Source organism: Streptomyces sp. ISL-87 (assembly GCF_018614095.1).
In the GTDB taxonomy this organism is placed as follows: Bacteria; Actinomycetota; Actinomycetes; order Streptomycetales; family Streptomycetaceae; genus Streptomyces.
This window is the reverse complement of record NZ_JAGGOY010000047.1, coordinates 1-26,702: the sequence shown is the minus strand read 5'-3', so window position 1 is coordinate 26,702 and position 26,702 is coordinate 1. Positions and strand designations below refer to the sequence as shown.

Sequence of the window (26,702 nt, the reverse complement as noted above, 5' to 3'; positions counted from 1 at the left end):
CGGGAGCCGTCCGGGACCCGTCCGGAACTCGTCCGGCACCGATCCGGACGCATCCGCACCGCATCCGCACCTCATCCGCACGGCATCCGTATGCGTTCCGTCATTCGTTCCGTCCGGTAACTGAAACGGTGTGCGGCGCTTCTGGGGCGTCTGGGACGATTGGCCGCATGACCTCTGCAACGCCTTCCTCCGAGCGCCGGGTGTCCGCCCGTATCGGCGCCATTTCCGAGTCCGCCACCCTCGCCATCGACGCCAAGGCCAAGGCGCTCAAGGCCGCCGGGCGCCCGGTGATCGGCTTCGCCGCGGGCGAGCCCGACTTCCCGACCCCGGACTACATCGTCGAGGCCGCGGTCGAGGCCTGCCGCAACCCCAAGTTCCACCGCTACACGCCGGCCGGCGGCCTGCCGGAGCTCAAGGCCGCGATCGCCGCGAAGACGCTGCGCGACTCCGGCTACGAGGTCGACGCGTCGCAGGTCCTGGTGACCAACGGCGGCAAGCAGGCGATCTACGAGGCGTTCGCGGCCATCCTCGACCCGGGCGACGAGGTCATCGTCCCGGCCCCTTACTGGACCACGTACCCGGAGTCGATCCGTCTCGCCGGCGGTGTCCCGGTCGAGGTCGTCGCCGACGAGCACAGCAACTACCGCGTCTCCGTCGAGCAGCTGGAGGCGGCGCGCACCGAGCGGACGAAGGTCGTCCTGTTCGTCTCCCCGTCCAACCCGACGGGCGCGGTGTACACCGAGGCCGAGACCGAGGCGATCGGCCGCTGGGCCGTCGAGCACGGGCTGTGGGTCCTGACGGACGAGATCTACGAGCACCTGGTCTACGGCGACGCGACCGCCGTGTCCCTGCCGTCGGTCCTGCCCGAGCTGCGCGACAAGTGCATCGTGGTCAACGGCGTCGCCAAGACGTACGCGATGACCGGCTGGCGGGTGGGCTGGATCATCGGCCCGAAGGACGTCGTCAAGGCCGCGACCAACCTGCAGTCGCACGCCACGTCCAACGTGTCCAACGTGGCCCAGGTCGCGGCCCTGGCCGCCGTCTCCGGCAACCTGGACGCGGTCGCGGACATGCGGACCGCCTTCGACCGCCGCCGCCAGACGATGGTGCGGATGCTCAACGAGATCGACGGCGTCTTCTGCCCGACCCCCGAGGGCGCGTTCTACGCGTACCCGTCGGTCAAGGAACTGCTGGGCAAGGAGATCCGCGGCAAGCGCCCGGCGACCTCCATCGAGCTCGCCGCCCTGATCCTGGACGAGGCCGAGGTCGCGGTCGTCCCGGGCGAGGCCTTCGGCACCCCGGGCTACCTGCGCCTCTCGTACGCCCTGGGCGACCAGGACCTGGTGGAGGGCGTGTCCCGCATCCAGAAGCTCCTGGCGGAGGCCAAGGCCTAGGCCAAGGCCTTGGCGGCCGGCGGAACGGATCCGGAGCGGCGTCACCCTGCGGGGGTGACGCCGCTCCGGCGTTTCCCGCATGGCCCGTTCCTGCGTTCGGGGCGGCGCCCGATCGGGAAACACCCTCCCGCCGCGCCCGCACATACGGCAGGATCACCAGATGGAGCACGTACGCGATCTCACGCTTCTGCCGAAGGCCCACCTCCACCTGCACTTCACCGGATCGATGCGACCGTCGACCCTGCTGGAGCTCGCCGACAAGTACGGCGTGCGCCTGCCCGACGCGCTGACGGGCGGCGAGCCCCCACGGCTCCGCGCCACCGACGAGCGAGGCTGGTTCCGCTTCCAGCGGCTCTACGACGCCGCCCGCTCGTGTCTGCGCGAGCCCGACGACATCCGCCGCCTGGTCCGCGAGGCCGCCGAGGAGGACGTCCGGGACGGCAGCGCCTGGCTGGAGATCCAGGTGGATCCCACCTCCTACGCTCCCCTGCTCGGCGGGATCATCCCGGCCGTCGAGATCATCCTGGACGCCGTGGACGCCGCGTCCAGGGAGACCGGCCTCGGGATGCGGGTGCTGATCGCCGCCAACCGCATGAAGCACCCCCTGGACGCCCGCACCCTGGCCCGCCTCGCCGTCCGCTACGCCGACCGCGGTGTCGTCGGCTTCGGGCTCTCCAACGACGAGCGCCGCGGCATGGCCCGCGACTTCGACCGGGCCTTCGCCATCGCCCGCGAGGGCGGCCTGCTCGCGGCTCCGCACGGCGGCGAGCTCACCGGGCCGTCCTCCGTCCGGGACTGCCTCGACGATCTGCACGCCGCCCGCATCGGGCACGGCGTACGGGCCGCCGAGGACCCCCGCCTGCTCAAGCGGCTCGCGGACCGGCAGGTCACCTGCGAGGTCTGCCCGGCTTCCAACGTCGCGCTCGGGGTGTACGAGCGGCCCGAGGACGTCCCGCTGCGCACGCTCTTCGAGGCCGGGGTGCCGATGGCGCTGGGCGCGGACGACCCGCTGTTGTTCGGGTCCCGGCTGGCGGCCCAGTACGAGATCGCCCGCCGCCACCACGCCTTCACGGACGCGGAGCTCGCCGAGCTGGCACGCCAGTCGGTGCGCGGTTCGGCGGCGCCGGACGACGTACAGGCCAAAATGCTGGCCGGGATCGACCACTGGCTCAGTTCATGACCCTCAGTTCATGAGCGTCAGTCCATGGCTCAGTCCATGGCTCAGTTCATGACCCTCAGTTCATGGGCCTCAGTTCATGGGCCTCAGCGGGTGAGCCGCAGGTCGCCCTCGTGGCAGTCGGCCCGTACCCGGTCGCCGTCCGCGAAGCCGATCTCCAGGTGGGTGCGCCCGGTCTCCGGTACGGCGAATTCGGCGACGGTGGCCACGGTGTCGCCGAGGTGCCGCAGGAAGGCGTGGTCGCCGAGGTCCTCGCCGACCTCGATCCGGCCCCACTCCCCCATGTCGTACGGCTCGTGCGGCGCGGCGGATTCGACGATGAGGCACGAGTCGGAGCCGGTGGTGATCCGGGTGGAGTCACCCTCGCTGTCGATCAGCCAGACGTCGAGCGGGGCCTCGGAGCGTTCACCTTCGTAGATGTGCCAGGAGGCGACGACGCTGCTGATCGTGCGCCCCACCAGGCGGGTGGGGTCCGTACCGGCCCCGTGCAGGGGACAGAGCATGGCGGCCGGGACTCCTTCAGATGCTGACGCCGACCGTCACCGGCTCGTTGACAAGGGTGACGCCGAAGGCCGCGTGGACGCCCGCCACGACCTCGCGGGCCAGGGCGAGGAGGTCTTCAGTGGTGGCCTCGCCGCGGTTGGTGAGGGCGAGCGTGTGCTTGGTGGAGATGCGTGCGGGGCCGGTGCCGTAGCCCTTGGTGAAACCGGCCTTGTCGATCAGCCAGGCCGCGCTGGTCTTCGTACGGCCGTCGCCGGCGGGGTATGCGGGCGGGGCGGTGTCGTGGCCGAGGCGGTCCTGGACGCGGGCGAGGAAGGCGGCGTAGGCCTCGTCGCCGAGGATCGGGTTGTGGAAGAACGAGCCGGCCGACCAGGTGTCGTGGTCGGCGGGGTCGAGGACCATGCCCTTGCCGGCGCGCAGGCGGAGCACCGTCTCGCGGGCGGTGGCGGCCGGGACCCGGTCACCGGCCTCGACACCGAGGGCGCGGGCGGTCTCGGGGTACTTGATCGGCGCGGACAGTCCGCCCGCGTCCTCCAGGGCGAAGCGGACGCGGAGGACGACGTACCGCTCGGGCTGGTGCTTGAAGAGGCTGTTGCGGTACGTGAACGCGCACTCGGCGGCGGTCAGCGTGACCGTCTCGCGCAGGGTGCGGTCGTACGCGACGACCTCGGTGATGGTTTCGCAGACCTCCTGGCCGTACGCCCCGACGTTCTGGATCGGGGTCGCACCGGCGGAGCCGGGGATTCCGGCGAGGCACTCGATGCCGGCGAGGCCCGCCTCGACGGTGCGGGCGACGGCGTCGCTCCAGTTCTCGCCGGCGGCGAGCTCCAGGGTGGTGCCGGTGAGGGTGAAGCCGGTGGTCGTGATGCGCAGGGCCGTACCGTCGAAGCCGCGGTCGCCGATGACCAGGTTGCTGCCGCCGCCGATGACCAGGAGCGGGGTGCCGCTCTCGTCCGCGGCGCGGACGGCGGCGACCACCTCGGCGTCGGTGGTCGCGGTGACCAGGCGGCTGGCGGGGCCACCGAGGCGGAAGGTGGTCAGGGGGGCGAGGGGGGCGTCGTGGAGTTCCTGCACGTGGACAAGAGTACGGTCCGTGCCCCTCGCATCCCTGCGGGGCCACGGACCGTACTCGCTTGTCCCCCGTGCGGTGGGGCTCAGTAGCTCTGCTTCTGTTCGGCGAGGCGGCGCTCGGCCTCGGCCCAGGAGATGGGGAGCTCGCTCGCCGGGACGGTCCAGAAGGTGAAGGCGGATTCCCTCATGTAGGCGCTGGCGGCGCGGGAGCTCGAACGGTGCGGCTCGCTGCGGGCGAAGCGGTAGAGGGCGTCACGGTCCTCCCAGGCGGAGAGGGTGAGGAAGGTGCGGCTGAAGACGCGGGCCCGGAGGGCGACGCCGTGGGCGCCGGGGGCCTTGCGGATCTGGCCGATGATGCCGGGGGCCTTGAGGAAGAACTTGAAGGCTCCGGGGAGGGTGGCGGTCTCGAAGCGGGAGGCCATGACGTAGACCTCGGCGTCGGGGGCGGCCTGGGTGGGTGTGGACCAGGGGATGTCGGGCACGGCGAGCACTCCTCACGGACGGGTCACACGAACAGTCGAACGGTAAGGGCTGAATCGGCTCTTCGGGTAGTACATATGCGGGTGGGATCAGCCTGCGGCGGGAACCTTCTCCACGTTCTGCGGGTGCACGGCCCTGTCGGCGGCGGTGGCGGTGGCGGTGGCGGCTACGGCTACCGGCGAGGTCTTCGGCTTGCGGGGCAGCAGAAGGGCCAGTCCGGCGGCGAGGGCGACGGCGACCGCGCCGATCCACAGCGCGGGGACGGTCCCGTCGGTGAAGGCCTGGGGGGTCTCGTAGCCGCCCTGGGAGGAGAAGACCGAGGCCAGGACCGCGACGCCGAGGGCGCCGCCGACCTCGCGCAGGGCGTTGTTGGTGCCGGAGGCCTTGCCCTGGTCGGCGGGGCTCACAGTGGACATCAGGGCGTTGGAGGCGGGGGCGAAGTAGAGCCCCATGCCGATGCCGCTGAGGATCAGCGCGGGCAGCTGGGCGGCGTACGAGACGTCGGCGGCCAGGATCACCGCGAACCAGCCGAGGCCCACGGCCTGGAGGGCGAGGCCGGCGGCGACGACAGGGCGGCTGCCGATCCGGTCGGAGAGGATGCCGGCGATGGGGGCGACGATCATCGGCATTCCGGTCCAGGGGAGCATGCGCAGTCCGGCCTGGGTGGGCGAGTAGCCGGCGACGCCCTGCAGGAACTGGCTGAGCAGGAAGATCGAGCCGAACATGCCGAGGAACATCAGCAGGCTGGCCATGTTGATCCCGAGGAAGCCGCGGTCGCGGAAGAGCCGCATGGGCAGCACGGGGTTGGCGTTGTTGAAGCCGTGGTGGATGAAGCCGCCGACGAGCGCGCCGCCGACGATGAGGCCGGTGAGGACGGGGGCGCTGGTCCAGCCGTGTGCGTTGGCGTTGACCAGGGCGTAGACGATCCCGAAGAGGCCGCCGCTGATGAGCAGCGTGCCGGGGACGTCGAGACGCGCATTCGGGGCGGTGGACTCGGCCAGCCGGAGCCGGGCGAGCGGGATCAGAGCCAGGCCGACGGGGACGTTGAGCCAGAAGATCCACTGCCAGGAGATGTGCTCGGTGAGCGTGCCGCCGATGAGGGGGCCGCTGGCGACGGCGAGGCCGGTGACGGCTCCGTAGATGCCGAGGGCCATGCCGCGGCGGGCGGCGGGAACGGCGACGGTGAGCAGGGTGAGGGTGAGCGGCATCATGATCGCGGCGCCGACGCCCTGGACGGCGCGGGCGGCGATGAGCTCGTTGATGCCGGGCGAGAGGGCGGCCGCAGCGGAGGCGCCGGTGAAGATCGCGAGGCCGGTTATGAAGAGCCGGCGGCGGCCGAAGCGGTCACCGAGGGCCGCGCCGAACATCAGGAGCACGGCGAAGGTGAGGGTGTAGGCGTTCACCGTCCATTCGAGGTCCTCCAGCTTGCCGCCGAGGTCGGCGCGGATGGCGGGGAGGGCGGTGGTGACGACGAGGTTGTCGAGGGCCGCCATGAAGCTGGCGGCGCCGGTGAGGATGAGGGCCCAGACGGCGGGGCCGCGGAGTTTGGGGTTGCTGTCGGTGTTGCTGCTTCTGCTGCTGTTGCTGTCTTGCGTGGTCACGATGCCCCCCTGGGGGTTGTTAGTTATTGCTGACTAACTTTCGTGGACAGAAGAACGCGCCGCACATTGCCGGTCGAGCAGGTGGCGATCGGCGACGGGTTACGTCGAAACGGGGACCGGTTGCTGGATGGCGACGGCCGACGGGCTCTACTTCTCCAGGCGCCCCTTGACCCGGGCAGAGGGATACAGGCCTTCCCAGACGCGGTGGCCGGGCGGGAAGCCCATGGCGGAGAGCGTGTTGATCAGCATCCCGTACGCCATGAAGGTCGTGGTTTCGTCCACATCGCCGCCGAGGGGCACGTGAACGGTGTCCCACAACTCCATCCAGCCGGCCCGGACGAGCTCGCCGAGCTCGTGATCCCCGGCGGCCTCGGCGGCGGCGACGGTGACGTACATCTGAAGCTGCATCTGGAGCATCTCGGGCTCCTCGGCGATCATCCGGGTGTACGCGTTCGCGATGGCGTGCGCGGCTTCCTCGCCGTGCAGCCCTTCGGCGGCGGCGGCGAAGACATCGCAGGAGTTCTGCAGACACCGGGCGGCGGCGGCGAGGAAGATCGCCTGCTTGTTCGGGAAGAGGCGGAAGAGGTAGGGCTGCGAGACACCGACACGCTTGGCGATCGCCTCGGTGGAGGTCCCGTAGTACCCACCGCGAGCGAACTCGTGCATCGCCGCGCGGATGACGCTCTCGCGTCGCTCGTCTGCGCTCATCCTTGCCATGCCTCCAAGTTAGTGGCCAATCACTAACCCCGCAACCCCTACCTACCTCGCACCGGGCTGCCGAGATGGCGGGGGCGGGGGACGAGGCGGGCCTGCGCCGCTGCCATGGCGGTGCGGTGCCGGTGCCGCCGTGCCAGAGGGCCGCCGGTCTGCTGGCCCAGGGCCGGAGGCCGGAGGCCGGAGGCCGGAGGCCGGAGCCGGGGCCGGAGCCGGAGCCGGGGCCGGAGCCCGAGGCCGTTGCCGGGGCCGGGACGGGTGCCAGGGGGCCCACCGGTGTGCGGGCCTGGAGCCCGAGAGCCGGAGCCGGGGCCGGAGCCAGTGCCGGCCGGGACGGGTGCTGGCCGTTGCTGGGCGGTGCTGACGCTGGGCCAGTGCTGGCCCCATGTCGGTAATGGCGCTGTGCTGCTGGCCGCTACCCGGTGCTGGGGTCGGCGTTGGCACCCGTTCCGGCCGGCGTTGCCCCATACCCATGTCGCTCCCGGCACCGGCCGACGCGCGGCCCGGGGAGCCCCTGGAACCGGACAGGGCGCCCCGAGACTGGCCGGACGGGCGGCCCATCCCCCGGCGCGGAGCCGGGCCCGACCGCCGGGGCGAGCCAAGGACAAGCCCCCGGGGCAGAGTCGGGGTCCGACCGCCAGGGCGAGCCAAGGACAAGCCCCCGGGGCAGAGCCGGAACCCGACCGCCAGGGCAAGCCAAGGACAAACCCCCGAGGCGGAGCCGGGCCCGACCGCCAAGGCGAGCCAAGGAGGGGCCCCGCGGGGGAGCCGGGGTCCGGCGGCCGAGGGCAAGGCCCGGCCGTCGGGGCGAGGGAGGGCGTGGGCCCACCCACCGGACGCGGGCCCACCCCCGGACCCGGGGCCCGCCCACCGGCAGGGGGCCCGCCCACCGGCAGGGGGCCCGGCCACCGGCAGGGGGCCCGGCCAGCGGCAGGGGTCAGGCCAGTTGGACGATTGCGCGGGACATGCCCAGGACCTTCTGGCCGGCGCTCGTGGCCGTCAGGTCCACGCGGACGCGGTTGTCGTCCAGCTTGGCCGCGATCTTCCCCGACACCTCGATCCGCGCGCCCTCGTCGTCGTTCGGGACCACGACCGGCTTGGTGAAGCGCACGCCGTACTCCACGACCGCGCCCGGGTCGCCCACCCAGTCGGTCACCACGCGGACCGCCTCGGCCATGGTGAACATGCCGTGCGCGATCACGTCCGGCAGCCCGACCTCCTTGGCGAACTTCTCGTTCCAGTGGATCGGGTTGAAGTCACCCGACGCACCGGCGTACCGCACGAGCGTGGCGCGCGTCACCGGGAAGGACCCCGACGGCAGCTCGGTGCCGACCTCGACATCGGCGTACTGGATCTGCGCAGTCATCTCAGGCCTCCTCGGGGGCGCGGGACACGAGCTTCGTCCACGCCGTCACCACGTGCTCGCCGGTCTCGTCGTGGACCTCGCCGCGGATGTCGATGATGTCGTTGCCGGCCATCGACTTCACGGCTTCGATCGTGGAGGTCACCGAGAGCCGGTCACCGGCGCGCACCGGGCGGGAGTACGCGAACTTCTGGTCGCCGTGGACGACTCGGCTGTAGTCCAGACCCAGCTGAGGGTCCGCGACGACCTGGCCCGCGGCGGCGAAAGTGATCGCGAACACAAAAGTCGGCGGAGCAATCACATCCAGGTGTCCGAACGCCTTGGCCGCCTCAGGGTCGGTGTAGACGGGATTGGCGTCACCCACCGCGACCGCGAATTCGCGGATCTTCTCCCTGCCGACCTCGTACGGATCGGTGGGCGGGTAGCTCCGCCCCACGAAGGACTGGTCGAGCGCCATGGCTCACTACCTCCTGTAGAAGGAACACGAAAAACACAAAGACGGGCACGGAAACGACACAAGGCCGCCCCCCGATGAAGGGGACGACCTCATGACGGTGCCTGTATTCGAGACTTCGCTGGGGTCAGCGGGTCTCGCGGTGCGCGGTGTGCGACTTGCAGCGCGGGCAGTGCTTCTTCATCTCAAGACGGTCCGGGTCGTTACGCCGGTTCTTCTTGGTGATGTAGTTCCGCTCCTTGCACTCCACGCAGGCCAGCGTGATCTTCGGGCGGACGTCGGTGGCAGCCACGTGAGTGCTCCTTGGACGGACTATTGGACGGATGAACGCATAAAAGAGTAGCCGATCGGGAGACCGACCCCGCAATCGGCTACTGTGTGTAGCGGCGACCGGACTTGAACCGGTGACACAGCGATTATGAGCCGCTTGCTCTACCGACTGAGCTACGCCGCTTTGATGTGATCGGCTCCCCACCCGAGGGTGGGGAACTTCTCTCACCAGAGCCCCAATGCGGAATCGAACCGCAGACCTTCTCCTTACCATGGAGACGCTCTACCGACTGAGCTATTGGGGCGAGCGAGGAAGACATTACACGGTTGCCCGCCCATCGCCCAAATCCTTTGCGGGGACCGGGCTCGGAGGGGGTGCGCCCGGGATTCTTGATCACTGGGTGAGGCACTCGCGAGGCACTTCCGGCCGAGTCACCGGCAGTTTGTGGGCGGGCTCACACCCGGACGCGTGGGTGGCGCGCCCCTGGGTGACGCCCCCTGGGTCACACCCAGCTCACAGGCGCACTCACGCCCCGTCAGGCGGTCGGGCGCGCGCCGGAGCGCGTGGGCACCACACCGGTACGACTATTGCGCTCTTCCCTGAAGCGGGCAGCCCCGCGCCCTAGGCTCTGAGCACGCTGCGTGATCTTGGGCCGTGGGCCGCGGGCCACGGCTACGGCCACGGCCACCGCCACCGCCACCGCCCAGGAACCGCCCGAGCCACCGCAGGAGCGCGCGATGTCCGACAGCCAACCGCAGCAGCCGTCCCACTCCCCGCGTGGCGGCCGCGGCGAGGGCGGCGCCGATGGCCCCGAGCGCGATCCCGCCCACGGCCCCTGCGCCACCCACAGTCCTGGTCACAACCCCGCTCACGGCCTTGGTCACACCCCTGGTCACACCCCTGCCCACAACCCTGGTCACAGCCCCACCCGCGGCCCCGGCCCCGCCCACCCCCGCCCGGTCGGCAGCGGGTACGCGGCCGCCGCCGAGGCCACCACCCTGCTGCTCGCCGGGGCCCGCCTCACCGACGGCCGTACCGTCGACGTCCGGCTCAGCGGCGGCCGGATCCAGGCCGTCGGCACCGCGGGCAGCCTGCCCGCGCCCGCCCTGTCCCGCGTGGACCTCAGCGGCTACCTGCTGCTCCCCGCCCCCGCCGAGCCGCACGCCCACGGGGACACCGCCTTGACGGCGGACGGCGAGGGGCCGGTCTCGTACACCCCCGACGAGGTCCAGCGCCGGGCCACCGAGGCGGCCCTGCTCCAGCTCGGCCACGGAGCCACCGCCGTCCGGTCCCACGTGCGGATCGGCGACATGCACGGCCTCGGTCCCATGGAGGCCGTGCTCCAGGCCCGCCGCTCGCTGCGCGGGCTCACCGACCTGACGACCGTGGCCGTACCGCGGCTGCTGACCGGCGTGGCCGGCGCGGACGGGCTCGCCATGCTGAGGGACGCGGTCAAAATGGGCGCCTCCGTGATCGGCGGCTGCCCCGACCTGGACCCCGACCCGACCGGCTTCCTCGAAGCCGTCCTGGAACTCGCCTCCGAACACGGCTGCCCAGTGGATCTGCACACGGACGGTGACGATCCGGCCCGCCTGGCCCGGCTCGCGGCGATGGCCGGCGGACTGCGCCCCGGGGTGGCTATCGGCCCCTGCGGCGGCCTGGCGCGGCTGCCGCTCGACGCGGCGAACCGGGCCGCCGACCAGCTGGCCGCAGCCGGGGTACGGGTGACCTGCCTGCCCCAGGGCGACTGCGCGGCCCTGGAGCGCCGCGGCCTGCGCACCGCGCCCGTACGCCTCCTGCGCGCGGCCGGGGTCCGGGTCGCGGCCGGCAGCGGGGCGCTAAGGGACGCCGGGAATCCGGTCGGCCGCGGGGACCCGCTCGAAGCCGCGTACCTCCTGGCCTCCCAGGGCGGGCTCCGGGCCGCCGAGGCGTACGAGTCGGTCAGCGCCGCCGCCCGCGAGGCCATGGGCCTGCCCGAGGTACGGGTGGAGGCGGGCTTCCCGGCCGAGCTGCTCGCCGTACGCGGAGACCGGATCGCAGCTGTGCTGTCCCTGGCCTACAGCCGGATCGTGATTCACCGGGGGAGGGTGGTAGCCCGTACGAGCGCGGTACGGGAGTACTGCGACTCGGCCGTGGCGGTGGCCCTGGACCTGCCCCGACAGGGCCGTACGGAGCCCGGACCCTGAACGTTCGCCGGGTGTTCGCGGGCGTGGGAGCCCGGCTCGTCGTACGGTCGGGACATGCGCATCGTCATCGCGGGTGGACACGGTCAGATCGCGCTGCGGCTGGAGCGGCTGCTCTCCGCACGCGGGTACGAGGTCGCGGGCATCATCCGCGATCCGGCACAAGGCGACGACCTCAGGGAGGCGGGCGCCGAGCCGGTGCTCTGCGACCTGGAGTCGGCGTCGGTCGAGCATGTGGCGGGGATCCTTCAGGGCGCGGACGCGGCGGTGTTCGCGGCCGGCGCGGGGCCCGGCAGCGGCATCGCGCGCAAGGACACGGTGGACCGGGGCGCGGCGGTGCTGTTCGCCGACGCGTCCGAACGGGCCCGCGTACGGCGCTTCCTGATGGTCTCTTCGATGGGCGCGGACGCCTGGCACGAGGGCGATGACGTGTTCGACGCCTACCTGCGGGCGAAGGGCGAGGCGGACGACCACGTCCGTACCCGCCTGGGCCTGGAGTGGACGGTGCTGCGCCCGGGCTCGCTGGTCGACGACGCCGGTACGGGCCTGGTCCGGCTGGAGGCCCGCACGGGGCGCGGGGCGATCGCGCGCGACGATGTGGCGGCGGTACTGGCGGAGCTGATCGAGACTCCGGCGACAGCCGGTCTGACCCTGGAGCTCGTCTCCGGATCCATCCCGGTCGCGGTGGCCGTCAAGGACGTGGCGGGCAACTGAGCGCATCCGGGGCGGGCTGGACGGACCGAGCCGGGCCGGCCCGCTGAGTCACGGTCAGAACTCCGCGCTCACCTTGTCGTCGGACCGCCCGACCGAGTCCTGCTGGTACTGCGCCTCGTACGCCTGCCGGATCCGCTCGATGCGCACGCTGCGGTCCTCGGCCTCCTTCTCGGGGTAGAGGAGCACCACCTCGTACGAGGTCTCGCGGACGGACTTGCCGTCCTGCCCGCGCCACTGCCCGTAGCCGTCGTGGACGGTCAGCCCCTCGGGGAAGGCGGGGGTGATCTCGCGGTCCAGGAACCGCATGAACTCATCCTCCCCGATCGGGGGCCTGCCGTCGGGGCGCGCGGTGCCGAAGTACAGCCGGGTCTCCTCGTACGCCTCCCCCACATGGCTGTGCAGTGCCGCCCCCACCAGGGCCGGGAGCCCGGCGCCGAGCAGGGCGAGCAGTACTCCGCCCCCTACCTTGCTGCGCGTGTCAGAAGTCCAGTTCACGCCGGATGAACGACCGAATGCCCTCATTGGTACGGGCTGACCGCCCGATAGGGTCACAACGAAATCGACCGCAGGGGACGGTCGCACGAGGTGCCGGGGTGGGGCATGGGCGACGGTGATTGGCGCATCGACGAGGCGGAGGGCGGCCGGCTGGCCGCCCGGTGGTGGCAGTGGGCGCTGTCCGCGCCGGAGGACCGGAGCCCGGTCAGCGACACCACGGGGAGGTACGCCGACTGGCGGCAGCCCGAGGATCTCTGGTTCCTCGCGGGCACGTACGGCGGACGGGTGGTGCGGCGGTGCGGCATCCCCGCGGGCCGGCCGGTGTTCTTCCCGGTCCTGAACACCGAGCGCAAGGCGGTGCCGTTCGTGACCAGGCCGTGGCGGCTGGACGTGGAGCGGGCGGAGGCGGACCTGAACGGCTCGCCGCTGTCGCTGAGCGAGTTCTCCTCGAAGCCGTTCCCCGTCATGGGGATACCCCGGATCGCCTGGGGGCTGTGGTGCGGCCTCAGTCCACTCCCGGCGGGCCAGTTCGTGCTGGAGATCAAGGCGGCGGCCAAGGACGGCTTCTGGGTCGACACGACGTACCACCTGTCGGTGGAGTGACGCATGCGAGAAGACCCCCGTCACTGCGTTTCCGCAGTAACGGGGGTCTCACATCGCGTGGCGGCGCCAGGATTCGAACCTGGGTAGGCTAAGCCGACGGATTTACAGTCCGCTCCCATTGGCCACTCGGGCACACCGCCATGGGATGTCGCCGGTGAGGCCGCTTTGGGGCGGTGCTCTGTGGCAACGACGTAAACGATACCTGATGGCCGGGGGTGCTTCGCCACCGGATTGATCAGCGCTCCCGGCGGGCGCGGTGGCTAGGCTTTGTCGAGCGGTCCGGGGATGTCCGGCCGCACCCTCCGGGGCACACCACAGCCGACTTCAAGGAGCCACAGCACATGGCCGACTCCAGTTTCGACATCGTCTCGAAGGTCGAGCGGCAGGAGGTCGACAACGCCCTCAACCAGGCCGCCAAGGAACTCTCGCAGCGCTTCGACTTCAAGGGCACGGGCGCGTCGATCGCCTGGTCCGGCGAGAAGATCCTGATGGAGGCGAACTCCGAGGAGCGCGTCAAGGCCATCCTCGACGTGTTCGAGACCAAGCTGATCAAGCGCGGGATCTCGCTCAAGGCGCTGGACGCCGGCGAGCCGCAGCTGTCCGGCAAGGAGTACAAGATCTTCGCCACCATCGAGGAGGGCATCTCCCAGGAGAACGCCAAGAAGGTCGCGAAGATCATCCGGGACGAGGGCCCCAAGGGCGTCAAGGCGCAGGTCCAGGGCGAGGAGCTGCGCGTCAGCTCCAAGAGCCGCGACGACCTCCAGGCCATCCAGCAGCTCCTCAAGGGCAAGGACCTGGACTTCGCCATCCAGTTCGTGAACTACCGCTGACCAGCGACTCCAACCTGCGCATACGCCCGTAGGGCGACCCTCTCAGGGCACAACGGGGGCAGATCGCCGAGGACCGCCTCGACGGCTGCCCTCGTTGCGTCCCGGCCGTCCGGCCACGGATCTCCGGGCCGGCCCTTCCCCAGGGCGAATGGTGCGAGGTCGGCGCTCGGATGGTGTGTGCGGGGCGTGCGCGGCGCACGCCCCTCCCCGGCCCCCTGTGGTCACTAGGCGTGGGCGGATGCGCCCAGCACGCTGGTGCCATCCATCACCGCGTGGCAGGGGGTTCTCGCATGCCTGGGGCCGGCAATTTCCACGAAGACTTCGGAGCGTCCGTCGTCGTCGCACTGGTGGCGCTACCGCTCTGTGTCGGGGTGGCCGTCGCCTCCGGGGTGCCGGCCGAGCTGGGGATCGTCACCGGGGTGGCCGGGGGGGCTGGTCACCGGGTGGTTCCGGGGGAGCTCGCTCCAGGTCAGCGGGCCGGCCGCGGGGCTCACCGTGCTCGTCTACGAGGCGGTACGGGCGCACGGTCTGCCGGCGCTCGGGGTGCTGGTGCTGGCCGCGGGGGTCGTGCAGCTGGGCATGGGCGTCCTGCGGCTCGGGAGATGGTTCCGGGCGATCTCCGTCGCCGTCGTACACGGGATGCTGGCCGGGATCGGGCTCGTACTGATCGCCGGACAGCTGTACGCCCTGGGGGGTGTGCAGGCGCCGGGCAAGACCTTGGAGAAACTCGGCGGAGTGGCCTCGCTCGGCGGGGGCCGACTGGGCCGCCGTCGCTCTCGGGGCCGGGAGTTGTGCGTCCGCGTCGTGGGGAACGCCAGCTTCCTGCGGCTGCCCAAGCTCCTGGACACCCTCGACGCACTGCCTCACGGGCCATCGGTACGGCTCGATCTGAGCGGGCTGCGTCATCTCGACCATGCCTGCCTGACCGCCCTCGACGGGTGGGAGCGGCAGCGCTCGCCGCTCCCCGGACGGGAAGGCGTCATCTAGGCCGGTTACCCTCCGCCCGTGAACACAGAGCTGAAGCGCACCCTGGGAGTCTTCGACGCGGTCGTCGTGGGACTGGGGGCGATGGTCGGAGCGGGTATTTTCGCCTCGCTCGCCCCGGCGGCACGCGCGGCCGGCGGGGCGCTCCTGGCGGCTCTCGCGCTGGCGGCACTGGTGGCCTACTGCAACGCGCACTCCTCGGCGCGGCTGGCCGCCCGCTATCCGGCCTCCGGCGGGACCTACGTGTACGGGCGCGAGCGGCTCGGGCCCTTCTGGGGGTACTTGGCGGGCTGGGGCTTCGTGGTCGGCAAGACCGCCTCCTGCGCGGCGATGGCGCTCACCGTCGGAGCCTACGTGTGGCCCGGGCAGCAGCATGCGGTGGCCGTCGCGGCGGTGGTGGCGCTGACCGCCGCGAACTACGGCGGCATGCAGAAGTCGGCCCGGATCGCCCGGGTGATCGTGGCGGCGGTGCTGGCGGTGCTGGCCGGGGTCGTCGTGGTGTGCCTGTCCTCCGGCGCGGCCGACGCCGGGCGGCTCGGTGGCTCGGACTGGGGCGGCGCGGGGCTGTTGCAGGGCGCGGGGCTGCTCTTCTTCGCCTTCGCGGGCTACGCGCGGATCACCACCCTGGGTGAGGAGGTGCGTGATCCGGAGCGCACGATCCCGCGGGCGGTGCCGCTCGCCCTGGGGATCGCCCTGCTGGTGTACGCCGCTGTAGCGGTGGCGGCGCTGTCGGTGCTGGGCTCCGACGGTCTGGCGGGGTCCACTGCTCCGCTGGCCGACGCCGTGCGTGCGGCCGGTTGGCCCGGCCTGACCCCTGTGGTCCGGGTCGGGGCGGCTCTGGCCGCGCTGGGCTCGCTGCTCGCCCTTGTGCTCGGGGTGTCGCGGACCACCCTGGCGATGGCCCGGGACGGCCACCTGCCGCGCGCGCTGGCCGCCGTACATCCCCGGTATCAGGTGCCGCACCATGCGGAGCTGGCTGTGGGTGCGGTGGTGGCGGTTCTCGCGGCCACCAGTGATCTGCGGGGCGCGATCGGTTTCTCCTCGTTCGGCGTGCTGGCCTACTACGCGATCGCGAACGTCTCTGCGTGGACTCTCGATTCAGGTGTCAAGGGCCGGGCCGTGGCAGCGGTCGGGCTGTCCGGCTGTGTGGTGCTGGCCTGCGCGCTGCCGTTCGCGTCGGCGGTCGCGGGGGCGGCGGTGCTGGCGCTGGGCGCGGTGGCCTACGGGGTACGGAGGCGGCTCACACCCGGGATCTGAAGCCGGCCCAGGGCGTCAGCTCCAGGTCGTACTCCTCCCCCGCGCCGGAGTCCTCGCAGTACCAGGCGGTGCCGCCGAGCCAGCCGCGCAGCCAGTCGGCGAGGCTCCGGGCCTCGATGGACCAGGCGAGCTCCGGCGCCCCCGGATTCGGGTCGAACAGCAGGACTTGGGCGGTGTCCGACTGACAGTCGACGCAGGCGTACACCCCGCAGCCGTGGTCGGCTATCGGCAGCACGCCGGCCGGCCAGCGCCAGCCTGAGGCGCGCATGCGCTCGTAGGCGGCGATGCTTTCGGGCAGCGGCATCAGCCCGCCCTCCGGCCCGAGCCCGCTCACCCCGACGCGGGTGTGGAGACCGGCGAGCAGCGGGGGCAGGGCGAAGCCGAGTATGCACGCGGCCCGGGCCGGCTCCTCGGCCTCCAGCGGGGCCGGCAGGGGCTTTCCGTGCCCCTGCGCGGAGTTGCGTACGCGGTGTGCGACTTGCTCCAGCAACTGCTCGGTCTCGTTCATGCGTTCATAGTGGACGACCCCACTGACAATCGCCCTGACCTGCGCGAACCGTCCGAACCAGCCGAACCGTCCGAACCGTCCGAACCAGCCGAACCGTCCGAACCGTCCGAACCAGCCGAACCGGCTGAACCGGTCAGGCCAGGACGATCTCGACGTGCCGCTCGGCCTCGCCCCCCAGGGCGAACCGCGTCACCGAGAGGCGAACGGCGCGTCCGTCGGGACGATTTCGCGGCCCAGCGGGAGCAGCGAGAGAGGGACCATCTTGAAGTTGGCGATGCCGAAGGGGATGCCGATGATCGTGACGCAGAGGGCGATGCCGGTGACGATGTGGCTGAGGGCCAGCCACCAGCCCGCCAGGATCAGCCACAGGACGTTGCCGATACAGGAGGCGGCGCCCGCGTCGCGGCGCTCGACCGTGGTGTAGCCGAAGGGCCAGAGGGCGTACACCGCGATGCGGAAGGCGGCGATGCCGAAGGGGATGCCGATGATGGTGATGCAGAGGAGCACACCCGCCAGGCAGTACCCCAGGAACAGCCAAACGCCGCTGAGTACGAGCCATATGACGTTCAGGATTGTTTTCACTGCGCGTGGCCTGCCATCTGTTCGAGCCGGGCGATGCGCTCGGCCATCGGGGGGTGAGTCGAGAACATCTTAGAAACGCCTGCGCCGGGGCGGAACGGATTGGCGATCATCATGTGGCTCGCCGTCTCCAGTCGGGGCTCGGGGGGCAGCGGGAGCTGCTTGATGCCGGCGTCGAGCTTGCGCAGGGCGCTGGCCAGGGCGAGCGGGTCGCCGGTGAGCTGGGCGCCGGACGCGTCGGCCTCGTACTCGCGCGAGCGGCTGATGGCGAGCTGGATCACCGACGCGGCCAGCGGACCGAGGATCATGATCAGCAGCATGCCGAGGAGACCGGGGCCTTCGTCGTCGTCGGACCGGCCCACCGGGATCAGCCAGGCGAAGTTCACCAGGAACATGATCACGGAGGCGAGGGCTCCGGCGACCGACGAGATCAGGATGTCTCGGTTGTAGACATGGCTCAACTCGTGGCCGATGACGCCGCGCAGCTCGCGCTCGTCGAGGATGCGCAGGATGCCCTCGGTGCAGCAGACCGCGGCGTTGCGCGGATTGCGGCCGGTGGCGAAGGCGTTGGGGGCCTCGGTCGGCGAGATGTAGAGCCGGGGCATGGGCTGGCGCGCGGACGTGGAGAGCTCGCGCACCATGCGGTAGAGCGCGGGCGCCTCGAACTCGCTGACGGGGCGGGCGCGCATCGCGCGTAGAGCCAGCTTGTCGCTGTTCCAGTACGCGTACGCGTTCGTCCCGAGGGCGATGAGAACGGCGACGATCAGGCCGCCCCGACCGAAGAAGCTTCCGATGAGGATGATGAGTGCGGACAGCCCGCCCAGGAGTACGGCGGTCTTCAGCCCGTTGTGCCGGCGGTGCACGGTACGCCCTCCAAATGGTGCGGCAGGGGACCCCCCGTCAAGCATCTGAGGATCTGAGGATCTGAGGGTCTGCGGTCCAGTGGACCCTCCCTTCCTGGTCAACGCGAGGTGACCGCGTCTGGTTCCCAGGGCGTGCCGGGGCCGCCGCCCCTGTCGCGGGGGCGGCGGGGCGGCGGCAGCGTTACTCCGTACGGGTAAGGGCTACTGCGGGAAGAGGCTGCCCGCGGTGAAGCGCATGACCAGCTGGGGGGCGCCGGAGAGCACCAGCGCGGTGGCGGCGGTGAGCACGATCGCCGCGGTGACCGGCCACGGGGAGGTCGTACGGGCGGCCTCGCCCGAGGCCTCTGCCACGCCCTCCTCCGGTGCCCGGAAGAGCAGGGCCGTCCACCGCAGGTAGTAGTACAGGGCGATGACGACGTTGACCGCCATGACCACGGCCAGCCAGCCCAGGCCCGCGTCGACGGCGGCCTTGAAGACGGTGACCTTGGCGAAGAGGCCGATGAGGCCCGGCGGCAGTCCGGCCAGGCAGAGCAGGAAGAAGGCCAGCGAGAGAGCGGCGGCGGGGCGCTGCGCGTAGAGGCCGCGGTAGTCGCTGATCCGGTGCAGCGGCTTCGTACGGGCGACCAGCGCGGCCACGGCGAAGGCTCCGAGGTTCACGGCGCCGTACATGAGCGCGTAGGCGACGGTGGAGCCGATCTGGTCGCGCTCGGAGTACGCGGCCGCCGCGATCGGGACCAGCAGATAGCCGGCCTGGCCGACCGAGGACCAGGCCAGCAGCCGTACCGCGCTGTTCGTGCGGTCCGCGGACTGGCGCAGCGCGGCGGTGTTGCCCAGCGTCATGGTGAGCGCGGCGAGGACGGCGAGGGCGGGGCCCCAGATCTCCGAGTACGCCGGGAAGGCGATCACCGTGACGAGGATGAGGCCGGTGAAGCCGACAGCCTTGCCGATCACCGACAGGTAGCCGGCGATGGGCAGGGGCGCGCCGACGTAGGTGTCCGGGACCCAGAAGTGGAAGGGGACGGCGGCCGTCTTGAAGGCGAAGCCGACGAGGGTGAGCGCGACTCCCGCCATCGCGAGGGTGTCGAGCTGCCCGGGGACGTCTTCGAGCCGGTCGGCGACCTGGGTGAGGTGCAGGGAGCCGGTGGCGGCGTAGACGAAGCTGACGCCGAGGAGCGAGACGGCGGTGGCGGTGACGGAGGAGAGGAAGAACTTGAGGGCGGCCTCGGAGGAGAGCCGGTCGCCGCGGCGCATGCCGACGAGCGCGAAGGCGGGCAGCGAGGCGACTTCGAGGGCGACGATCAGGGTCGCGAGGTCGCGGGAGGCGGGCAGCAGGGCCGCGCCGGCGGCGGAGGAGAGCAGCAGGAACCAGTACTCGCCGGGCGGCATGCGCAGGTCGCTGACGGCGGTGACCGACAGCAGGGCGGTGACCAGGGCGCCGGCCAGCACCAGGAACTGGATGACCAGCGCGAAGTGGTCTGCGGTGTAGCTGCACGCGCCGGGGTCGCCGGTGAGGCAGAAGGTGGCACGGTCGCCGGCGCGCAGCGGCAGCAGGGTGGCGGTCGCGGCGGCCAGGCCGGCTACGGAGATCCAGCCGAGCAGCGGCTTGCGCTTCTCCGGTACGAAGAGGTCGGCGAGCAGCACGGCCAGGCCCACGGTGGCGGCGATGACCACGGGCGCGATGGCGAGCCAGTCGACGGACTGGACCAGGTTCGGGGTCTCGGCCGGAGCGGCGGAAACGCCCGACGCGGCGGAAACGGCCGAAAGGGCGGACAGGACCGTCATGAGGTGCCTCCGGCGAGGAGCTTCTGGACGGCCGGGTCGGTGAGGCCGAGGAGGACTGCGGGCCACAGGCCGGCGAGGACGGTGAGGGCGGCGAGCGGGGTCCAGGCGGCGAACTCGTAGTGCTGGATGTCCGCGAGGGCGCCGGTGGCAGCGCTCTGGGCCTTCGGGTCGCCCATACACACGCGCCGTACGACGATCAGAAGATAGGCGGCGGTGAGCAGCGTGCCGAACGCGCCGAAGGCCATGTACGTGAGGAAGGCGGGCCGGGACAGGCCCTCGGCCGGCTCGAACGCGCCGAACAGCGCCAGCATCTCGCCCCAGAAGCCGGCCAGGCCGGGCAGGCCGAGGGAGGCGACGGCCGCGAAGGCGAGGAGCGCGCCGAGGCGGGGGGCGCGGCCGTAGAGGGCGGCGCCGGTGGCCCCGGCGAGGGTGTCCAGGTCGGCGGTGCCGTAACGGTCCTTGAGGGCGCCGACCAGGAAGAAGAGGAGGCCGGTGATCAGGCCGTGGGCGATGTTGGCGAAGAGCGCGCCGTTGACGCCGGTGGGGGTCATGGACGCGATGCCGAGGAGCACGAAGCCCATGTGGCCGACGGAGGAGTACGCGATGAGGCGCTTGAGGTCGCCCTTGTTGCCCTTCCGCGCCAGCGAGAGGCAGGCGAGGGACCCGTAGACGATGCCGACGGCGGCGAAGGCGCCCAGGTACGGGGCGAAGGTGGCCATGCCGTCGGGGGTGACGGGGAGCAGGATGCGGACGAACCCGTACGTGCCCATCTTGAGCAGGACGCCGGCGAGCAGGACGGATCCGACGGTGGGCGCGGCGGTGTGCGCGTCCGGGAGCCAGCTGTGCAGCGGCCACATCGGGGTCTTCACGGCGAGGCCGATACCGATGGCCAGAACGGCCAGGATCTGGGTGGTGTGGGTCAGTTCGCGGCCATTGTCAGAGGCGAGTGCCACCATGTCGAATGTGCCGCTGTTCAGTCCGATCAGCAGCAGACCGAGCAGCATGACCACGGATCCGAGGAGCGTGTAGAGGATGAACCTCCAGGCGGCGGCCTGCCGCTGAGCACCGCCCCAGCGGGCGATGAGGAAGTACATCGGGATGAGGACCATCTCGAAGGCGAGGAAGAACAGCAGCAGATCGAGGACGGCGAAGGTCGCGAGGGTGCCGGACTCGAGTACGAGGAGCAGCGCGACGAAGGCCTTCGGGGAAGGGCCTTCGGGGAGCTTGAAGTAGCTGTAGAGCGCGCAGAGGAAGAACAGCAGCGCGGTCATCAGGAGGAGGGGGAGCGAGATGCCGTCGATGCCGAGGTGGATCCGGACGTTCAGCGCCTGGATCCAGCTGATGTCCGTCGTCGCCTGGAAGCGGGACGGGGCGTCGTGGTCGAAGCCCAGGGCGAGGGCGATGGCCGCGGCGAGGATCACTCCGGTCACGGTGACGCCGTGGCGCAGCACGGCCTGTTCGGGGCTGCGGCCCTTGAGCCCGGGCGGGGCCGGCAGGAGGGCCGCGACGGCGCCGAGGAGCGGTGCGGCCACGATGAACGCCAGAAGGAACTGCATCACGGACGGGCTGATATCAATCACGGCTGACTCACGGCTCACGATCCGGCGTTGACGTTGGCGAGGGCGGCGGTGGCGATCGCCAGGACCACGGCGCCGGCGAGCAGGGCGCTCAGGTAGCTCTGCACGTTGCCGGTCTGGGCGCGGCGCACGAGGCTGCCGAGCAGCCGGGGGCCGATGCCCGCTCCTTGGACGTACGCCTCCACGACCTCGCGGTCGAGGAAGCGGACGAGGCCGGCCGCGGCCCGGACGGGGCGGACGAAGAGCCGGTCGTAGACGGCATCGAGGTGGAATCCGTCGGCCGCGTGGCGGTACAGCGGGCCGAGGAGGGCGCGACCGGGGTCGGGCGCGGGGCCGGCCGGGACGGCGGGGTGGTCGTGGGTGACCTCGGCGACCTCGGGGGTCTCGGCGGCGGACTCCGCGGCGGCGACGGACGCGGGAACTCCGATGCCGTCCTTGGCCGCGGCGCGCTGCCACAGGGCGTAGGTGAGCATCACGCCGATGGCCGCCGCGCCGGTGCCGAGGATCGAGGTGGTCAGTGTGGGGCTGAGTTCCTTGCCGTCGAACCAGTCGGCGAGCGGGCCCGCGGCGAGGCCGAAGGCAACCGACGGGATCGCCAGCAGCCACAGCACGCCGGTCATGGCGAGGGGCTCCTTGCCGTGGTCGGGGGCGGCGGCGCCCCGGCCGCGGAAGGCCATCAGCCACAGCCGGGTGGCGTAGGCGGCGGTGAGCAGGGCGGTCAGCACACCGGCGACCAGCACCAGCCAGCCGGCCGCGCTGGGCGCCGAATCCGAGTGGCCGCCGGCGGCGTGCTCGGCGGCGACGAGGACGGCTTCCTTGGAGAAGAAGCCGGCGAAGGGCGGGATCGCGGCGAGCGCGAGGAGTCCGACCGTCATGGTCCAGAAGGCGTCGGGGATGCGCTTGGCCAGGCCGTCCATACGGGACATGGCAGCCAGGGAGTTCGTACCGGCGGCGTGGATGATCACGCCCGCACCGAGGAACAGCAGCGCCTTGAAGGCGCCGTGGGAGAGGAGGTGGAAGACGGCGGCCCCACGGTCGCCGACGGCCAGGGCCCCGGTCATGTAGCCGAGCTGGCCGATCGTGGAGTAGGCGAGCACGCGCTTGATGTCGTCCTGGGCCAGGGCGGCGAGGCCCGAGCCGACCATCGTCGTGGCCGCCATGACGGCCATGACCACCAGCGCGACCTGGGAGGCCGCGAAGACCGGGAGGAGGCGGGCGATGAAGTAGACACCGGCGGCGACCATCGTCGCTGCGTGGATCAGCGCGGAGACCGGAGTGGGGCCCGCCATGGCGTCCGGAAGCCAGGTCTGCAGCGGGAACTGCGCGGACTTGCCGGCGACTCCGGCGAGCAGGAGCAGCGCGATCAGCGTCGGGTGGTCGAGCCCGCCCGAGGCGACGGTGCCGAGGATCTTGGTGATCTGGAACGAGCCGGCGTCCGTGGCGAGCGCGAACAGGCCGATGAGGAAGGGGACGTCGCCGAGCTTGGTGACGAGGAAGGCCTTCAGGGAGGCGGAGCGGGCCGCCTCGGTCTCCCAGTAGTGGCCGACCAGGAAGTACGAGCAGATGCCCATGATCTCCCAGCCGACCAGCAGCACCATCAGGTCGCCGGAGTAGACGACGAGCAGCATGGCGGAGGTGAACAGTGAGACCAGAGCGGCATACGACGGGTAGCGCGGGTCCTCGCGCAGGTACGCCGTCGAGTAGAGCTGTACGCAGGTGGCGACGACCCCGACCAGGACGGCTACCACGACGGCGAAGCCGTCCAGGTCGAGGGAGAGCTCGATCGGCACCGAGCCGGTCGGGGTCAGTTCGGTCGCGGTCTCGATCGCCGGGCCACCTCCCTGGCGGACGGCGACGAACACGGCCAGTACGGCTGCGGCCAGCGTCGGGAGGACGGCGAGCGGCCGGACGAAACCGGGGGCGGCGCGGCCGAAGAGCAGCCCCGTCAGCGCACCCAGGAAGGGGAGGAGGGGAACGAGGACGGCGAGGGTCGTGGTGCTCACGCGGTGACCTCGCTGGGGGTGTTCGGGGCGGCCGTGGCGGTCGGGGCGGTCGGGGCGGGCTCGTGGCCTTCGGCGGTGTCGCGCAGCCGGTCGACGTCGGAGGTGCCTCGGTTGCGGTACACCATCAGCACGATCGCGAGGCCGATGCCGATCTCGGCGGCGGCGATGGCGATGGTGAAGAGGGTGAGGGCCTGGCCGGCGTGCAGGGTGTCGCGCAGCCAGACGTCGAAAGCCACCAGGTTGAGGTTGACGGCGTTGAGCATCAGCTCGACGGACATCAGCACCAGGATGGCGTTGCGGCGGGCGAGCACTCCGTACAGGCCCGTGCAGAAGAGGAGCGCCGCGAGCACGGCGGGGTAGGCGAGGTGCATCAGCGCTGCCCCTTGTCGCTGGTGTCGGTGTTGGCCGGGTCGTTCCTGCGGGAGAGCACGATGGCGCCGATCAGGGCCGCGAGGAGGAGGACGGAGAGCGCCTCGAAGGGCAGTACCCAGTGCTGGAAGAGGATCTCGCCGGAGACCTTCGTGGAGCCCTGGGCGGGGCCGTCGAGATCGATCCAGGTGGTGCGGAAGGCGTCGACGACGACCCAGACGAGCGCGCCGGCCGCGGCGGTGGCGACACCGAGCGCGACCCAGCGGTTGTGGGAGTCGGCGTCCGGGGAGCGGCCGATGGGGGCCTTGGTGAGCATCAGCCCGAAGAGGAGGAGGACGACCACGGAACCGAGGTAGATCAGTACCTGGACCCAGGCGATGAACTCGGCGGTCAGCAGCAGGTACTCGACGGCGATGCCGCCGAGCGCGACGACCAGCCAGAGGGCGGCGTGCACGAGCTGCTTGGTGGTGACGGTGATTGCGGCCGCGCCGAGGGTGGCGAGGCCGACGAGGACGAAGGCGATCTCGACGCCGGTCGGCGAGAGGAAGCCGTGGCCGTGGCCGTGGCCTTGGGCGGCGGCTGCGAGCTGGGCGGCGTACATCAGGCGGTGCCTCCCGCGGGGGCCTCGGGGGTACCGGTTCCGGGTGTGCCGTCTGTGCCGTCTGTGCCGGGGGCTCCAGGCGTGCCCGGCACGGCCGGGGGCGACGGCGTGCCCGGGGTGGCCGGATCGGTACCCGGCTTACCCGCGGTGTCCGGCATACCCGGGGTGTCCGGCTTACCCGGCGTGGCCGGCGTGGCCGGCGTGCCCGGGGCCGTCGGCGACCCCGGGGTGGACGGCGTGCCCGGATCGGCCGGGGTGCCCGGATCGGCCGGGGTGCCCGGGGTGTCCGGCTTACCCGGCGTGGCCGGATCGGCCGGTGTACCCGGCTTACCCGGGGTGTCCGGCTTACCCGGCGTACCCGAGGTGCCCGGGGTGGCGGGCGCGCCCGGATCGGCCGGGGCCGTCGGCGTGCCCGGCGTGCCCGGATCGGCCGGGGTACCCGGGGCCGGGGTGGCGGGCGCGCCCGGCGTGCCCGGGGTGGCCGGGGCGGCCGGGGTGGCCGGGGTGGCGGGCGCGCCCGGCGTGCCCGGGGTGGACGGCGTGCCCGTGGCCGGGGTGGGGGCGGGGGGTGTGGTGGCTGTGGCGGCTGCGGCCTTTTCGGCGGACTTGCGGGCGGCGGTGAGTTCCTTGGGTTCCTCGGCGGCCGGGTCCAGGGCGGGCGGGGCCGGCACGGTCCACATCCACTCGCGCAGCTTGTCGCGCTCGTGGGTGAGTTCGAGGATGTCGGTCTCCGCGTACTCGAACTCCGGCGACCAGAAGAGGGCGTCGAAGGGGCACACCTCGATGCAGATGCCGCAGTACATGCAGAGGGAGAAGTCGATGGCGAACCGGTCGAGGACGTTGCGGCTGCGCTCGCGGCCGCCCGGGGCGGCGGCCGGGACCGTCTCCTTGTGGGAGTCGATGTAGATGCACCAGTCGGGGCACTCGCGGGCGCACAGCATGCAGACCGTGCAGTTCTCCTCGAACAGGCCGATGACCCCGCGGGAGCGGGGCGGGAGCTCGGGCTGGACCTCGGGGTACTGGGCGGTGTGGGAGCGCTTCGTCATCGTGCGCAGGGTGACGGCCAGACCCTTGGCGAGGCCGGAGCCGGGGATGGGGGGCATTACTGGATCGCCACCTTCACGATGCCGGTGAGCGCGATCTGGGCGAGCGCGAGCGGGATGAGTACGGTCCAGGACAGCTTCTGGAGCTGGTCCTCGCGGAGCCGGGGGTAGCTCACGCGGAGCCAGATCACGACGAAGGCGAGGATGGCGGTCTTGAGGAGGGTCCAGACCCAGCCGTCGGCGACGGGGCCGTGCCAGCCGCCGAGGAAGAGGACGGTGGTGAGGGCGCAGAGGACGACGATGCCGGCGTATTCGGCGAGCAGGAACAGCGCGAAGCGCAGGCCGGTGTACTCGGTGTACGCGCCGAAGATGATCTCGGAGTCGGCGACGGGCATGTCGAAGGGGGGCCGCTGGAGTTCGGCGAGGCCGGCGGTGAAGAAGACGAGCGCGCCGGTGATCTGCCAGGGCAGCCACCACCACTGGAAGGCCCCGATGATGCCGGGGAGCGAGACGGTCCCGGCGGCCATGGCGACCGAGGCGGCGGCGAGCAGCATGGGGAGCTCGTAGGCGAGCAGCTGCGCTGCGGTACGGAGGCCGCCGAGCATGGAGAACTTGTTGGCGGAGGCCCAGCCGGCCATCAGGCTGCCGAGCACTCCGATGCCCATGACGGCGAGGACGAAGAACAGCCCGGCGTCGATGACCTGCCCGACCGCGCCTTCGCCGGGGCCGATGGGGACGGCGATGAGGACGAGGAGGTACGGGAGGAGGGCGACGGCGGGGGCGAGCTGGAAGATACGGCGGTCGGCGTTGGCCGGGACGATGTCTTCCTTCTGCGCGAACTTCACGCCGTCGGCGACGAGCTGGGCCCAGCCGTGGAAGCCGCCGGCGTACATGGGGCCGAGGCGGCCCTGCATGTGGGCCATCACCTTGTGCTCGGTCTGCCCGACGACGAGCGGGAGCACGAGGAACACGGCGAAGACGACGATCAGCCGCAGGGCGACGTCGAGGACGTCGTTCACGCGTCGCCTCCGTTGTCGGGGGTGGTCGGGTCGGGTTCAGGGGCCGGTTCGCCTGCGGCGGGCTTGGGAGGCGTGGCCGATTCGCCTGCGGCGGGCTCGGCGGGCTCGGCCGGTGGGGCGGGCTCCCCCTCCTCCTCGAAGGCAGGCTTCGGGTTGTGCCAGGGGGCGTCCGCGCTACGGGGTGCCGTGCGGCGGGGTCGCGGCGCTTCGGGTTCCGCCGATGGGGTGGGCCCGCCTGCCGATTCGGCATCCGCCGGGGCGGCCGG

25 protein-coding genes, 3 tRNA genes and 3 pseudogenes are annotated in these 26,702 nt (G+C 71.8%); 8 read left to right on the top strand and 23 right to left on the bottom strand.

Going from position 1 to position 26,702, the window contains the following annotated elements; genetic code table 11:
- Positions 1-167: 167 nt before the first annotated feature.
- A complete protein-coding gene (locus J7I97_RS18840; RefSeq protein WP_214936389.1) occupies positions 168-1,394 on the top strand; it encodes a pyridoxal phosphate-dependent aminotransferase in 1,227 nt (408 codons plus the stop codon).
- Between the two features lie 160 nt (positions 1,395-1,554).
- Entirely contained in the window at positions 1,555-2,574 is a 1,020-nt protein-coding gene (locus tag J7I97_RS18835) for an adenosine deaminase (protein ID WP_214936387.1), read from the top strand.
- Positions 2,575-2,657: 83 nt separating this feature from the next.
- On the opposite strand, the gene J7I97_RS18830 is transcribed toward J7I97_RS18835, so the two are convergent.
- The 10 genes from J7I97_RS18830 to J7I97_RS18785 form a co-directional block, all read right to left on the bottom strand.
- Positions 2,658-3,074, bottom strand: a complete 417-nt coding sequence (locus J7I97_RS18830) for a hypothetical protein (protein WP_214936385.1) — start codon at positions 3,072-3,074, stop codon at positions 2,658-2,660.
- 16 nt (positions 3,075-3,090) lie between these two features.
- On the bottom strand, positions 3,091-4,230 hold the full coding sequence (locus J7I97_RS18825) for a UDP-N-acetylmuramate dehydrogenase (RefSeq protein ID WP_285441009.1): 1,140 nt from the start codon (positions 4,228-4,230) through the stop codon (positions 3,091-3,093).
- Complete coding sequence (locus J7I97_RS18820; RefSeq protein ID WP_214936382.1) at positions 4,227-4,625, bottom strand: DUF3291 domain-containing protein; 399 nt, start codon at positions 4,623-4,625, stop codon at positions 4,227-4,229. Before J7I97_RS18820 ends, J7I97_RS18825 begins: the two co-directional genes overlap by 4 nt.
- A gap of 87 nt (positions 4,626-4,712) precedes the next feature.
- Positions 4,713-6,224, bottom strand: coding sequence for an MFS transporter (locus J7I97_RS18815; protein ID WP_214936380.1), 1,512 nt, complete (start codon positions 6,222-6,224; stop codon positions 4,713-4,715).
- Between the two features lie 147 nt (positions 6,225-6,371).
- Positions 6,372-6,941, bottom strand: coding sequence for a TetR/AcrR family transcriptional regulator (locus J7I97_RS18810; RefSeq protein WP_214936378.1), 570 nt, complete (start codon positions 6,939-6,941; stop codon positions 6,372-6,374).
- A gap of 934 nt (positions 6,942-7,875) precedes the next feature.
- Positions 7,876-8,304 (bottom strand): MaoC family dehydratase, encoded by a 429-nt coding sequence (locus J7I97_RS18805; RefSeq protein ID WP_214936377.1) that lies wholly within the window; start codon positions 8,302-8,304, stop codon positions 7,876-7,878.
- Position 8,305: 1 nt separating this feature from the next.
- Positions 8,306-8,758: a MaoC family dehydratase N-terminal domain-containing protein gene (locus J7I97_RS18800; RefSeq protein WP_214936375.1), complete on the bottom strand. Its 453-nt coding sequence runs from the start codon at positions 8,756-8,758 to the stop codon at positions 8,306-8,308.
- A gap of 124 nt (positions 8,759-8,882) precedes the next feature.
- Complete coding sequence (gene rpmG, locus J7I97_RS18795; RefSeq protein WP_030986111.1) at positions 8,883-9,047, bottom strand: 50S ribosomal protein L33; 165 nt, start codon at positions 9,045-9,047, stop codon at positions 8,883-8,885.
- Between the two features lie 89 nt (positions 9,048-9,136).
- Positions 9,137-9,209: transfer RNA gene (locus J7I97_RS18790), tRNA-Met, on the bottom strand.
- A 48-nt stretch (positions 9,210-9,257) separates the two neighbouring features.
- Positions 9,258-9,330, bottom strand: a tRNA-Thr gene (locus J7I97_RS18785).
- Between the two features lie 433 nt (positions 9,331-9,763).
- Here J7I97_RS18785 and J7I97_RS18780 point away from each other — a divergent pair.
- Positions 9,764-11,212 carry an amidohydrolase family protein gene (locus J7I97_RS18780; protein WP_251058946.1) on the top strand — a complete coding sequence of 483 codons (1,449 nt, stop codon included), beginning with the start codon at positions 9,764-9,766 and terminating at the stop codon, positions 11,210-11,212.
- Positions 11,213-11,266: 54 nt separating this feature from the next.
- Positions 11,267-11,923 (top strand): SDR family oxidoreductase, encoded by a 657-nt coding sequence (locus J7I97_RS18775; RefSeq protein WP_214936373.1) that lies wholly within the window; start codon positions 11,267-11,269, stop codon positions 11,921-11,923.
- Positions 11,924-11,977: 54 nt separating this feature from the next.
- On the opposite strand, the gene J7I97_RS18770 is transcribed toward J7I97_RS18775, so the two are convergent.
- A complete protein-coding gene (locus J7I97_RS18770; protein ID WP_308366067.1) occupies positions 11,978-12,418 on the bottom strand; it encodes a DUF3574 domain-containing protein in 441 nt (146 codons plus the stop codon).
- Positions 12,419-12,523: 105 nt separating this feature from the next.
- Here J7I97_RS18770 and J7I97_RS18765 point away from each other — a divergent pair, with 105 nt between their 5' ends.
- Positions 12,524-13,021 (top strand): hypothetical protein, encoded by a 498-nt coding sequence (locus J7I97_RS18765; RefSeq protein WP_214936369.1) that lies wholly within the window; start codon positions 12,524-12,526, stop codon positions 13,019-13,021.
- A gap of 58 nt (positions 13,022-13,079) precedes the next feature.
- On the opposite strand, the gene J7I97_RS18760 is transcribed toward J7I97_RS18765, so the two are convergent.
- Positions 13,080-13,161: transfer RNA gene (locus tag J7I97_RS18760), tRNA-Tyr, on the bottom strand.
- 201 nt (positions 13,162-13,362) lie between these two features.
- Here J7I97_RS18760 and J7I97_RS18755 point away from each other — a divergent pair.
- The 3 genes and pseudogenes from J7I97_RS18755 to J7I97_RS18745 all read left to right on the top strand — a co-directional run bounded on the left by J7I97_RS18755 (position 13,363) and on the right by J7I97_RS18745 (position 16,092).
- Positions 13,363-13,851 (top strand): YajQ family cyclic di-GMP-binding protein, encoded by a 489-nt coding sequence (locus tag J7I97_RS18755; RefSeq protein ID WP_214936367.1) that lies wholly within the window; start codon positions 13,363-13,365, stop codon positions 13,849-13,851.
- A gap of 290 nt (positions 13,852-14,141) precedes the next feature.
- Positions 14,142-14,598 (top strand): annotated as a pseudogene (locus tag J7I97_RS38605) (SulP family inorganic anion transporter); the annotation flags it as partial.
- Positions 14,599-14,856: 258 nt separating this feature from the next.
- Positions 14,857-16,092: an APC family permease gene (locus J7I97_RS18745; RefSeq protein WP_214936365.1), complete on the top strand. Its 1,236-nt coding sequence runs from the start codon at positions 14,857-14,859 to the stop codon at positions 16,090-16,092.
- Here J7I97_RS18745 and J7I97_RS18740 read toward each other — a convergent pair.
- The 11 genes and pseudogenes from J7I97_RS18740 to J7I97_RS18690 all read right to left on the bottom strand — a co-directional run.
- Positions 16,076-16,600 carry an SMI1/KNR4 family protein gene (locus tag J7I97_RS18740; RefSeq protein WP_214936363.1) on the bottom strand — a complete coding sequence of 175 codons (525 nt, stop codon included), beginning with the start codon at positions 16,598-16,600 and terminating at the stop codon, positions 16,076-16,078. The two genes, J7I97_RS18745 and J7I97_RS18740, sit on opposite strands and share 17 nt — an antisense overlap.
- A gap of 189 nt (positions 16,601-16,789) precedes the next feature.
- Positions 16,790-17,182, bottom strand: coding sequence for a YccF domain-containing protein (locus tag J7I97_RS18735; protein WP_214936361.1), 393 nt, complete (start codon positions 17,180-17,182; stop codon positions 16,790-16,792).
- A complete protein-coding gene (gene htpX, locus J7I97_RS18730) occupies positions 17,179-18,042 on the bottom strand; it encodes a zinc metalloprotease HtpX (protein WP_214936359.1) in 864 nt (287 codons plus the stop codon). Before htpX ends, J7I97_RS18735 begins: the two co-directional genes overlap by 4 nt.
- A gap of 201 nt (positions 18,043-18,243) precedes the next feature.
- A complete protein-coding gene (locus J7I97_RS18725) occupies positions 18,244-19,824 on the bottom strand; it encodes an NADH-quinone oxidoreductase subunit N (protein ID WP_214936357.1) in 1,581 nt (526 codons plus the stop codon).
- Positions 19,821-21,380, bottom strand: a complete 1,560-nt coding sequence (locus tag J7I97_RS18720) for a NuoM family protein (protein WP_214936355.1) — start codon at positions 21,378-21,380, stop codon at positions 19,821-19,823. The genes J7I97_RS18725 and J7I97_RS18720 overlap by 4 nt, the downstream gene beginning before the upstream one ends.
- Positions 21,381-21,418: 38 nt before the next feature.
- Positions 21,419-23,404 (bottom strand): NADH-quinone oxidoreductase subunit L, encoded by a 1,986-nt coding sequence (locus J7I97_RS18715; RefSeq protein WP_214936353.1) that lies wholly within the window; start codon positions 23,402-23,404, stop codon positions 21,419-21,421.
- A complete protein-coding gene (gene nuoK, locus J7I97_RS18710) occupies positions 23,401-23,775 on the bottom strand; it encodes an NADH-quinone oxidoreductase subunit NuoK (protein ID WP_214936351.1) in 375 nt (124 codons plus the stop codon). Before nuoK ends, J7I97_RS18715 begins: the two co-directional genes overlap by 4 nt.
- Positions 23,775-24,374, bottom strand: coding sequence for an NADH-quinone oxidoreductase subunit J (locus J7I97_RS18705; RefSeq protein ID WP_214936349.1), 600 nt, complete (start codon positions 24,372-24,374; stop codon positions 23,775-23,777). Before J7I97_RS18705 ends, nuoK begins: the two co-directional genes overlap by 1 nt.
- 574 nt (positions 24,375-24,948) lie before the next feature.
- Positions 24,949-25,477, bottom strand: a pseudogene (locus tag J7I97_RS18700) (NADH-quinone oxidoreductase subunit I); the annotation flags it as partial.
- The gene (locus J7I97_RS18695) at positions 25,477-26,436 is read right to left on the bottom strand and encodes a complex I subunit 1 family protein (protein WP_214936347.1); all 960 of its coding nucleotides are present in this window, start codon (positions 26,434-26,436) and stop codon (positions 25,477-25,479) included. The pseudogene J7I97_RS18700 and the gene J7I97_RS18695, both read right to left, overlap by 1 nt.
- Positions 26,433-26,702: pseudogene (locus J7I97_RS18690) on the bottom strand (NADH-quinone oxidoreductase subunit C); the annotation flags it as partial. The gene J7I97_RS18695 and the pseudogene J7I97_RS18690, both read right to left, overlap by 4 nt.

Bases quoted from the DNA above. Each gene is read 5' to 3' on its own strand.
- J7I97_RS18840 (WP_214936389.1), top strand. From the start codon at position 168: ATGACCTCTGCAACGCCTTCCTCCGAGCGCCGGGTGTCCGCCCGTATC.
- J7I97_RS18830 (WP_214936385.1), bottom strand. From the start codon at position 3,074: ATGCTCTGTCCCCTGCACGGGGCCGGTACGGACCCCACCCGCCTGGTG.
- J7I97_RS18835 (WP_214936387.1), top strand. From the start codon at position 1,555: ATGGAGCACGTACGCGATCTCACGCTTCTGCCGAAGGCCCACCTCCAC.
- J7I97_RS18740 (WP_214936363.1), bottom strand. From the start codon at position 16,600: ATGAACGAGACCGAGCAGTTGCTGGAGCAAGTCGCACACCGCGTACGC.
- J7I97_RS18720 (WP_214936355.1), bottom strand. From the start codon at position 21,380: ATGCAGTTCCTTCTGGCGTTCATCGTGGCCGCACCGCTCCTCGGCGCC.
- J7I97_RS18810 (WP_214936378.1), bottom strand. From the start codon at position 6,941: ATGGCAAGGATGAGCGCAGACGAGCGACGCGAGAGCGTCATCCGCGCG.
- J7I97_RS18765 (WP_214936369.1), top strand. From the start codon at position 12,524: ATGGGCGACGGTGATTGGCGCATCGACGAGGCGGAGGGCGGCCGGCTG.
- J7I97_RS18800 (WP_214936375.1), bottom strand. From the start codon at position 8,758: ATGGCGCTCGACCAGTCCTTCGTGGGGCGGAGCTACCCGCCCACCGAT.
- J7I97_RS18775 (WP_214936373.1), top strand. From the start codon at position 11,267: ATGCGCATCGTCATCGCGGGTGGACACGGTCAGATCGCGCTGCGGCTG.
- nuoK (WP_214936351.1), bottom strand. From the start codon at position 23,775: ATGCACCTCGCCTACCCCGCCGTGCTCGCGGCGCTCCTCTTCTGCACG.
- J7I97_RS18780 (WP_251058946.1), top strand. From the start codon at position 9,764: ATGTCCGACAGCCAACCGCAGCAGCCGTCCCACTCCCCGCGTGGCGGC.
- J7I97_RS18725 (WP_214936357.1), bottom strand. From the start codon at position 19,824: ATGACGGTCCTGTCCGCCCTTTCGGCCGTTTCCGCCGCGTCGGGCGTT.
- J7I97_RS18705 (WP_214936349.1), bottom strand. From the start codon at position 24,374: ATGTACGCCGCCCAGCTCGCAGCCGCCGCCCAAGGCCACGGCCACGGC.
- J7I97_RS18805 (WP_214936377.1), bottom strand. From the start codon at position 8,304: ATGACTGCGCAGATCCAGTACGCCGATGTCGAGGTCGGCACCGAGCTG.
- J7I97_RS18755 (WP_214936367.1), top strand. From the start codon at position 13,363: ATGGCCGACTCCAGTTTCGACATCGTCTCGAAGGTCGAGCGGCAGGAG.